5 protein-coding genes are annotated in these 10,229 nt (G+C 58.1%); all 5 read left to right on the forward strand.

Annotated elements, in window-relative coordinates:
* The first annotated feature begins 1,155 nt into the window (after nt 1–1,155).
* Nucleotides 1,156–1,431 carry a hypothetical protein gene (locus RSSM_RS16000; RefSeq protein WP_008680792.1) on the forward strand — a complete coding sequence of 92 codons (276 nt, stop codon included), beginning with the start codon at nt 1,156–1,158 and terminating at the stop codon, nt 1,429–1,431.
* Complete coding sequence (locus tag RSSM_RS16005) at nt 1,428–2,495, forward strand: ABC transporter ATP-binding protein (protein ID WP_008680794.1); 1,068 nt, start codon at nt 1,428–1,430, stop codon at nt 2,493–2,495. Before RSSM_RS16000 ends, RSSM_RS16005 begins: the two co-directional genes overlap by 4 nt.
* Nucleotides 2,492–5,218, forward strand: coding sequence for an ABC transporter permease (locus tag RSSM_RS16010; RefSeq protein ID WP_008680796.1), 2,727 nt, complete (start codon nt 2,492–2,494; stop codon nt 5,216–5,218). Before RSSM_RS16005 ends, RSSM_RS16010 begins: the two co-directional genes overlap by 4 nt.
* Before the next feature lie 246 nt (nt 5,219–5,464).
* Nucleotides 5,465–5,941 carry a PH domain-containing protein gene (locus RSSM_RS16015; protein WP_008680804.1) on the forward strand — a complete coding sequence of 159 codons (477 nt, stop codon included), beginning with the start codon at nt 5,465–5,467 and terminating at the stop codon, nt 5,939–5,941.
* Between the two features lie 45 nt (nt 5,942–5,986).
* A partial coding sequence (gene hrpA / locus RSSM_RS16020) for an ATP-dependent RNA helicase HrpA (RefSeq protein ID WP_008680806.1) occupies nt 5,987–10,229 on the forward strand: 4,243 nt, incomplete at its 3' end.

A 10,229-nucleotide genomic window follows, 5' to 3' on the forward strand; every position in this document is an offset into this window, starting at 1 on the left:
GGTGAGGCTTGTCCGCGTAAGAGCCCAAGCAGCGTTCCGGTAACCCAGATCGCCCCGAGGATGACGACCAAGACGATCAGTACGACGCCGAGCGTGATCGGGGCGCGGAGTGTGATCGGGCGGACGAGCGGTTTGGGGGGATTGCGAGGCACTTTGGCGGAGCTTCGTTCAGTTTTAGATGCGGTGGGAGGCAATGTCGGGCCTGATTTGGGCATGGAAGCAAGATTGATGGAGTGCCAAATTGTCAAACGTTGGACGATGTTCTGGCGTTTTCGAATGAGACCTCATGGTGCGTCAAAGCTTCGTTTTAGGTTATCGAAACTCGGCAAGAGATTCGGGAGGGCTCGTGAATCACCGAAAATCTTGCGATTTTCGCGACGCCCTTGAACCTTCATTCTTGATCGTGACGCACTTCTGGTATTCCAATGCAGCGTGGCTTTCGGGTGGAATCGTAGTGGATGACGCTGGGAATCCCCTTGCTTGACTAGCGCGTCAAGGACTCGTTGCCTCGTCCGCTACCCGATAATCAAGAGGACTCGTCGCCTCGTCCACTACCCGAAAATCAAGTTGACATGAAGTACTAGGAGCTAACCGGGGAGGTCTGCCGGCGAATCAATTTACGAGGTTTTCAGCGAGTGCAGCGTCGCTGTCAAACGTCGATATCGAAAGAACCGGTCGCGGCGTTTCGTGTGTGGGGTGGGGAGAGATGCGGTTTTTTGAGCCTAGGGGCAACGCCGGCGGCAGTTCATTGGCGGCGGATTGCGGTGGAGGCTGTTCGTTGATTGGCCTGGTGTTTGCGGTGTCGCCTGCGATGTCACTGATGGTGGAATGCCGCCCGGATGGCTCCCGTAGGGACGGGGCGGCTTCATAAAAAGTCAAGGATAATACAAGAAAAAATTCAATCTCGCCGATGACGTGGGCTTGTCGTTCGGCAATAATACGCTTATCCGGCGACGAGCCGGTTCGTGTGTACGGAGGTTCAAAATGCGCGCTCAGGCACCCCAACGACAGTTCTCTGAAAGGGTATTACGCCAGGTCCGGATGGACAGTGGTCGGGCGTTAGTCCGTGCGCGCTTCTGTCTTGAGAGCAGTGAGATCATTAATCTCCGCTGCGTCGATGACCGGTGTGAAACCGATCGGCAGTTCGGAAACCAATTGTGGTATTTCGAGGGCATCGGTGTCGATGAGGCACGTAATCGGCAAAACATTCACGGCGTTGTCGAGTACTCGGTCCAGTACGGATTGCAGGAACTCGTCGAAGACGGCGTGTTTGATACCGCAGCCGAACGCGAGCGGTTCCGCAGTCTCTACAACCGCGAAGTGAATGTGCCTTCGTGGCGTCAGCCCGCTCATCGTTTGTTGCTGGCCGGGGTGATCGCCGTGACCGCAGCGATGTTGTTGTTCCTCATGCTGAGGAATCTGCTGGCGTGAGCCGTTCGGAGGCTTCCAGCAGCAGTATCATTTCGGTCGACGCTCTCGAGAAAACGTATCGAGGCGGCACCTTTTTGCGGCGTGGCGATGTTCACGCGCTTCGCGGCGTATCTTTGCAGGCTGATCGAGGCCAAGTGTTCGGTTTATTGGGCCCCAACGGTGCCGGAAAGACCACGCTGATCAAAATCCTGCTCGGTGTGATCCGAAGCACCGGCGGTCGTGCGTCATTGTTCGGGTTGCCTGCCGGTTCGGCGGAGGCGCGCAGTCGGGTTGGGTATCTGCCCGAATCATTGCGGGTCGATCGTCATCATACGGCTCGATCCGCTTTGCGTTTTTATGGCAAGCTCAGTCGGTTGGATTCCGACACGATCGGACAACGCAGCGATGATTTGCTTGAACTCGTCGGGCTCAAAGGCCGCGATCGCGAAAGCGTTAGACGATTCAGTAAGGGGATGTTGCAACGTCTCGGGCTGGCCCAAGCGTTGATGCATGATCCTGACCTTTTGATTTTGGACGAACCGACCGATGGTCTCGATCCGGTTGGACGCAGTGAAGTGCGGCGAGTGATCGAGCGGTTGCGCGACGCGGGGAAAACGATCTTCCTCAATAGCCATATCCTTCACGAGGTCGAACTGGTCTGTTCGCATCTAGCGATCATGGCCAAAGGAAACGTCCTGGCGACCGGTCCGATCGCCGAGATGGGCGGGGCGTCCTCGTCGGATCATGAAACAATCGCGGTCGAAATGGAGTTCGAGTTGCCGCACGCTGACTCGAGCACCGGAGGCGATTCCGTGGCAGGTTCCAATGCGGCGGTGGAAGAACAAATTCTCTCCTCGGCGGTGGAAGGTTCGGTGCAGTGGTTCGCCGACCCGGTCGATTTGGATTCTTGCCGAGCCGGTTATCGATGCCGGCTTTTGTGTGCCGATCGTGCGGCGGTGGATCAGATCGTGGACCGCATTCGTTCGGCTGACGGTTCGCTGATCCGTTTGGTGCCGCATCGTCAAACTCTCGAAGAGACGTTCATGAGGTTGGTCGAATCTGAAAGCATGGCGGCGATGTCATGAGACCTTACCTGGCAATCATTTCGGACTCGTTTCATTCCGCGTTGGCGTCGCGTGTGCTGTGGGCGGCGTTTCTGGCGATCTGGGTTTTGCTCGCTTCGTTAGCACCGATCGGCATCCGCGAAGATTACACGACGTCGTTTCGTTGGTTCGACGTTTACAACGGCACGCGGATGAAGGCGTTGTTGGCGCAAGGGATCGTCGATCCGGATTCGCAAGAAACTGCGATCGGGCGAGTCGCCAATGCCATGCCTGACGAGATGAAAAGGCAGCTGCGCCGCGTTGGTGAGGGCGACGAGGTTCGGATCCGTTTGTCGTTGCTGACCAACGCTCTGAATGACTTGATCGAGTCGGATGCCACGAAGGAAGCCGAATCGAAGAGCGACTCGGTCGACGATGACCCGAACGCGTCGAATGAGGCGTCGGTTGATAACCCCAATCCTGATCAGCAGGCGGAAGAAAACGTCGGCGACGAGCCTGCCTTGAAAGAGCAATCGGAGCTCGACGGTGCGTCCGATGAACAGGACAGCGCGGACGACGCGGCGTCGGATTGGTATGACGCAGAGGCGTGGGAGAGCACCGTTCGTTTGCGCGAGCTAAGATCGCTCGACGAGACCCCGGACGAGGAGTTGAGCGAGTCGCTGCGACGTCGAAGGGCTCGGTTGCGGATCGAAGCCGCGCTGCCGGGCGTGTTTGAATCGCGCAGTTCGCGTTCGGTTTTGCTGACTTATGCGGGTTTGGAGTTTCCGACTGATTTCCAGATCGACCGGGTTCAGTTCGAGACGTTGTTCAACCAATTCGTGATCCCGATTTTGGTGAATTGGTTGCTCGGTTTGGTGTTGGTGTTTTTGGGCGTGCTGGTGACGGCATCGATTGTGCCGGACATGTTGCAGACCGGTTCATTGCACTTACTGTTAAGTAAACCGATTTCTCGCAGTGCGTTGTTGATTTCGAAATTCATCGGCGGTTGTGCTTTCGTATTGTTGTGCGTCTCGCAACTCGTAGTTGGTTTGTATTTGATTGCGGCGTTTCGGTTGGGGGTGTGGAATACTCGCATCCTGTGGTGCATTCCGGTGGCGGTTGTGATCTTTGCGGTGTTCTACAGCGTCTCGGTGCTCGCGGGATTGAAGTGGCGTTCGGCGATTATATCGATCGCTGCCGCGGGGGCTCTTGCTGCGATTTGCGTCGTGGTCGGTGTTGTCGGCGGCGTGGTCGATGCTCGGGTTGTGGCGCCGGACCGGATCATTGGCATATCGACCGCCGGAGACGAGTTGTTCGGTGTCACCGGCGGCAGCGGTTTGGTGCGTTTGGATCCGTCTGCCCAGAAGTGGGAACCTCTGATTGAATCGGAGGCTGGCTCGAACGATCGCGTGCTGCGGCCTGCGGCTTTGGATGACGACCATGTGATGACGGCGCGGATCCGCAACGGCCGGTTCAATCCGTTCGGATCCGGTTCGCTCGACTTGATCGTGTTGTCGCGAGATGAGCAGTGGCAGCCGCAACCGAGTTTGCGTTTGCCGACGGCGACGGAGCGTTTGTTGATGGTGGACGATGACACGGTGCTGGCGATCAACACGGCGGATTTGTTAACGACCGAGCGAGCGGCCGTTCTCGAAGCGATCGGAGTCGAGGACACAGGCGACGACAACGACGAAGAAAACGGCACGGACGGAAACGCCGACGGGGACTCGCCGGCGGCACGGATCGATAGCTCGGTGGGTGCGTGGTTGAAGGCGTTGGTGACCATGCAGGGCGGTGCGACGGAATCGTTCGTATCGATCCTACCTAGCGACGTTGTGTTGAGTCCGCCGACGCGGGTTGCGAAGGTGCTCGGTGAGCGGAGTTTGGTTCTGTTGACCGGGGATCGGATTCAGCGTCTCGAACCGACGGGCAGCGGTTCGAAAGGGACCTGGAAAACAACGGTACGAGAGAACGTCGCGGGTGAGTCCGAACGAGCCTCTCACGTGATGGCGGCTTCATCGCGATGGGTGGTCGTCGCTCGCGGTGATTTACCGGTAAAGATATATGACGCGGCGACGCTCGATTTGGTCGGCGTATGGGACGCGGATCTTCGAAAGTCGATCGTCTCGGGAACTCCGCTTGAACTGGTTGCCGTTTCGGAAGATCTGTTTCTGTTACGTACGTCGTCGGGGCACTGTGATGTTATCGAGATCATCGACAGCGGAGAGGTGTTTGCGTCGTCGGAACCGTCTGATGATGCGAAGGGGGACACCGATGTTACTGCTAGCGCGATGACGATCCGCCGTGTTGCTCGTGTTCCCGTCGACGAGGTTGAGTCGATGTACTGGAAAGCAGACGCGGAGGAAGCGGGACGCGGGACGCTGTATGTTGTCCACGACATTGATCGGGTGTCGAAGTATTCGCTGTTGATGCCTGATTCCGCGAGTGAGTTGTCCGAGTCGGCAGGCGATAGTGATGTGCGGTTGCAGTTGACGAAGTCCGTGGTGCCAGCCGGATCGGTCTGGAGATGGGTAGATCGATATGTGGTCGGTGGGCTTGAGTTGTTCACTCCTCAGGTGCTGCAGTTGGGCGACACGACGGCGGCGATGGTGTCGGGGAATGATTCCCTGGTGATCGGCGGCGGCGAGTCCGGGGCGGCGGAGGTGGTTCGGTATCAGATCGCGTGGCCGCTCATTAGTTGTTCGATCTTCATTGCTGTGGTCTTGGCGATCAGTTGCGTTTATTTCTCCCGTAGCGATTATTAGCGAACGTTTTCCGCGATCGGCCTCTCTAGGGATGCGTGTCATTTCGTCGGTCGTTCGTTCGGCGTTTCCCGTCCGGATCACGATTCGTGCCGGCCGGCCGATGGGTTCTCCGGTAGGCCCTTAGAGGAGAGTTCTTGGTCGGTTCGCAAATTTCCGCAACCGGATACAATTTGTCGTTTTCGCATGGATCGATCTCCGCGACGCGGTGGGTCGAACAGAATGTATTCCCCACGAGTTTGAAGCGAAGTGACCGAGTCAACTGTTTCGAGTACGGCCGATGCCGAATCGCAATCAACGTCTGCCCGTCGCCGCTCGGACCGGAAGGTTCACCAGTCGGCGATCGATTGGTGGGTGGCGGTTCTGTTGGGGGCACCGATCGTCGGTGCGGTCGCGGTGGCCGCTTACCTGATCGCGTTGGGTCGTCCGGGCGACGCGTCGGTGATGTTTTTAACGGCTGCTGGGATCCTGGTCGTGACGGCGATCTTCACGGTGCCATGTCGATACACATTGTTGACCGATACGCTGTCAATCCGCTGTGGCGTGGTCTGCTATCAGGTGCCGTATGAAACGATCCGCGAGGTTCGAAAGTCGGCGACCCTGCGAAGCGGACCGGCGTTGTCTCTTCGCCGAGTCGTGGTCAAAACGGATCGCCGCGAACACATTTTGTCACCGGTCGATCGTGAGCGTTTCATCGAGCAGTTGAACTCGCGCATTGCCAGTTAACCGGTTGACCGCCATTTCATCTTTCTTCATTCAGACTCAAACGTTTTGAACCAGAAACCCGCGAGCCCCGGACTCAAATCGACGCCGCCCGAGCAACCGGCTGCGCAGGCGTCGGATGCTCCGAGGCTGAATCTAGACGACGTTGAGTTGACCCGCGCGGATCGGGCCCGTTTGCGGAAGCAGCAAAAACGTTTGCGGCGTGGGCCGAAGGACGCCGGTGGCAACGCCGAAGAGCAGTTTGCCACGCGGGTTGAGGAAGCGGCCGCGAAAGCCGAGGCCCGGCGGTCGGCTAGCGTCAAAATTGACTTTCCCTCGGAATTGCCCATTTCCGAGCACCGCGACACGATCATCGAGATGCTGCAGCAGCATCAAGTTCTTGTGATTTGTGGCGAGACGGGCAGCGGGAAGAGTACTCAGTTACCGAAGATGTGTGTCGAAGCCGGGTTTGGCCGCGACGGGATGATCGGGCACACGCAGCCGCGTCGTTTGGCGGCTCGCAGTATCGCGGCGCGGCTCGCCGAAGAAACCGAAACCAACCTCGGCGGCGAAGTCGGATACCAGGTTCGCTTTGGCGACAAGACGAGCGACCGAACTCTCATCAAACTGATGACCGACGGGATTCTGTTGGCCGAAACCGGTTCGGATCCGGACCTACTCGCGTATGACGTCGTGATTATCGACGAGGCTCACGAGCGTTCGCTGAACATCGACTTCTTGTTAGGGTTGTTGCGGCGCGTGATGGACCGCCGTCCGGAACTGCGGATCATTATCACGTCGGCGACGATAGATGCCGATCGGTTTGCAGAACACTTTGGAAAGAGCGACCCTGATTCGGGCGAACTTATCCCTGCCCCCATTTTGAAAGTGGAAGGGCGGGGGTATCCGGTCGAGCTGCGTTATCTTCCTTGGGATGACGTGGAATCCGGTGCAACGCGTGGCTACAGCCTGTCCGCTCATGTGACCGCGGCGATTGAGATGTTGCGGCGAGACGGGACCGGTGACACGCTCGTGTTTTTGCCGACCGAGCGTGATATTCGCGAGGTGTCTCATCATGTGGCGGGGCACTTCAAACGTGTCGGGTTAGAAAACCGGGTGGAGTTGTTGCCGCTGTATGCCCGTTTGCCACAATCGGCACAGCAAGCGATCTTTCATCCGACCGGCCACAAACAACGGATCATTTTCGCCACGAACGTTGCCGAGTCATCGTTGACCGTGCCCGGGATTCGCTATGTGATCGATTCGGGAACGGCGAGGATCAGCCGGTACAGTGTTCGTAGTAAGGTTCAGCGGTTGCCTGTCGAACCGGTAAGTCAAGCGAGTGCGAACCAACGCAGTGGTCGTTGCGGGCGTATCGGGCCGGGCATCGCGGTTCGTTTGTATGACGTCGATGACTTTGAGAGTCGCGACCCGTTCACGACGCCGGAGATTCGGCGAACCAACCTCGCCAGTGTGGTGTTGCAGAGCAAGGTGTTGCGACTCGGCCGGCTCGAAAAATTTCCCTTGATCGATCCGCCTCGCGTCGACGCGATTCGCGAAGGGTTCCGAACGCTCGCGGAACTCGGTGCGGTGGACGACGACGGTGAGTTGACCGAGATCGGATGGCAGCTCGGAAGGATGCCGGTGGACCCGCGGGTCGGTCGCATCCTGATCGGTGCCGCCGAACACGGTGTTTTGCCCGAGGTATTGCCGATTGCCGCGGCGATGGAAATTCCCGATCCACGTGACCGACCGCCTGAAAAACGTAAAGCCGCCGACGAGGCGCACGCTCAGTTCGCCGATCCGGAAAGCGATTTTTTGAATCTGTTGAGGATTTGGCGGTTCTACGAAGAGATGAGTTCGAAGTACGGGCGTGGGAAAATGACTCGCGTCCTCCGGCAGAATTTTCTCTCTCCCAATCGTATGAGAGAATGGGCAGACGTCTATCGGCAGCTCAAAGAAATGGCCGCGACGACGCTCGGCACATTAACGGAAGAATCGGACGAACAGCGGGGCGAGCGAGCCGACAAACGCGGCAAAAAGCGGCGACATGAAATGCGCGGTCCGCGTCGGCGGCGAAGTCGCTTGGCGATCGGACCGATCCGTTACAGTGACGCCGAACCGGATAAACCAGGCGGCGCTGCACCGATTGTGGGCACGCAGCACTACGCATCGATTCACCAAGCGTTGCTGACCGGTTTGCTCTCGGGCGTCGCGATGGCGGGCGATAAGAACGAATACACCGGTGCGGGCGGTTTGAAGTTGTTTCTGTGGCCCGGTAGTGGTGTTTTTGAGTCGAAACCGAAATGGATCGTTGCGGCGGAGTTGGTCGAAACCGCCAAGCAATATGCTCGAACGGTTGCCAAAATCCAGCCGTCATGGATCGAAGCGGTCGGCGATCACATGCTGAAGTCTTCGTTCAGCGATCCGCACTGGAGTCGAAAGTCAGGCGGTGCGTTCTGTTATCAGCGTCGCTCGCTGTTCGGGTTGCCGGTGGTCGTGCGTCGTCGTGTGCCGTTGGCGCCAATCGATCCGCTCGAAGCACGCAATTTGCTGATTCGAAACGGATTGGTCGATCGCGAGTTGCCAACGACGGCGAAGTTTGTACGGCACAACCGTGGTCTACTCGACGCGATCGAAAAGTTAGCGGCAAAGACTCGCTGCAGAGATTTGGTTGTCGACGATTATGTTCTGCAGGCGTTTTACCAATCTCGTTTGCCCGATTGGGTGTGCGATCGCGCGAGGCTCGAGAAGTTCGACCGGCAATGTCAGGCTCCGTCGTGGCAGTCTCGATTGAAAGATGACGTGGGGTTGGCGTCCTGGTTGGCTGATCCTCCTCCGGAGACCGCACCGGAATCAGCGAGTAGGGAGCCAGACGAGAAGCCAGACGATGCACCGGAGGAGGTTTTGGAGACGCCGTACCTTCGGCCGGAAGATCTGTTGGAAGCATCCGCCACCGCGATCGAGGAAGATGATTTCCCCAATGAGATCACGTCCGGTGCGACGCGGTTGCCGCTGGAGTACCACTTTCGCCCGGGAACCGAAGAGGATGGAATCCATCTGACGATTCATCCCGCCGCACTTCCGCAGGTGAGCGATGAGGCGTTGGATTGGTTGGTGCCGGGGCAGCTCGAAACAAAAGTGACAGCGATGATTAAATCGTTGCCGAAGCGTCTGCGTCGCCTTTTGATTCCTGCGGCGGATGTTGCCCGGAAGGTGACCGAAGAAATTCGTCAACATCAGGGAAATCAGGCATTCATGCCGGTTCTTTGCGATGCGTTGACGCGACACGCCGACACGCGGATCGGTCCCGAGGATTTTCAGGAGGAAAAACTCGAACCGCACCTGCGGTTCTTGGTCCGCGTGGTGGATGACGAAGGCAAGGTTCTCGCGACCGAACGCAGTGTGGACGCCATCAAGCACCGGTTGGGAACGACGCACGAAACGCCAGCAGATTCGGTTGAGTCCGCTGGATCAACGGAGGATTGGGCGCGAGAGAAAATGGCTCAGTGGGACATCGAAAGATTCCCGCGTGAGGTCGTGCGAAAGCGTGGCGGGGTGCAGGTAGCTCAGTTCCCTGGTTTGGTTGACCGGGGAGAGTTTGTTTCCACGAGCTTGTTCGCCGACAAAGACGCGGCTGACGCGAGTAGCCGCGGCGGGCTGACACGGCTGTTTGCGATCGCGTGCCGCAAAGACCTTCGATCGCAAGTAAGGCACCTGCCGTCCATTGCGGAGGCGAAGATGAAGGTGGCTCCGATTGTGTCGTCGAAATCGATCGAGTCAGCTTTGGCCGATTTGATCGTGCGACTCGCCTTGGTTGAGAAGCGTCCGGTCGTGCGAACCGATCAGGAGTTTGCAGAGAGAATCGCGGAAGCCCCGATGCGGATCGGCGAAGCAACCCAGGATGTGGCGGCGTGGTTGGGCAAGTTCACCGATGCGTATCACAGTGCTCGTGTGGCACGCGAGGAAGCGGCATCAGGAAAGCTGACGCCGGTTCTCGACGATGTTCAAGAGCAATTGCGTTGGGCGTTTGCGGAAGGTTTTTTGTCATGGACGCCATGGCAGCATCTGCAACATTTCCCACGTTACCTCAACGCGGTCGCGTACCGGATCGACAAGGCCCGATCAGGTGCCGAACAGCGCGACGCGGAGTCGCGACAGATCATTGATGGGTTATGGCAGCGTTGGTTGCAATCGCTGCCCGAGGGCCAACGCGGGCCGCAGGAGAATGCCGAGTCTGAGTTTCGTTGGTTGATCGAGGAACTCCGGGTTAGCCAATACGCTCAACCCTTGGGTACCGCGGTCAAGGTGT

The organism is Aporhodopirellula sallentina SM41 (assembly GCF_000346505.1).
Classification (GTDB): domain Bacteria; phylum Planctomycetota; class Planctomycetia; order Pirellulales; family Pirellulaceae; genus Rhodopirellula; species Rhodopirellula sallentina.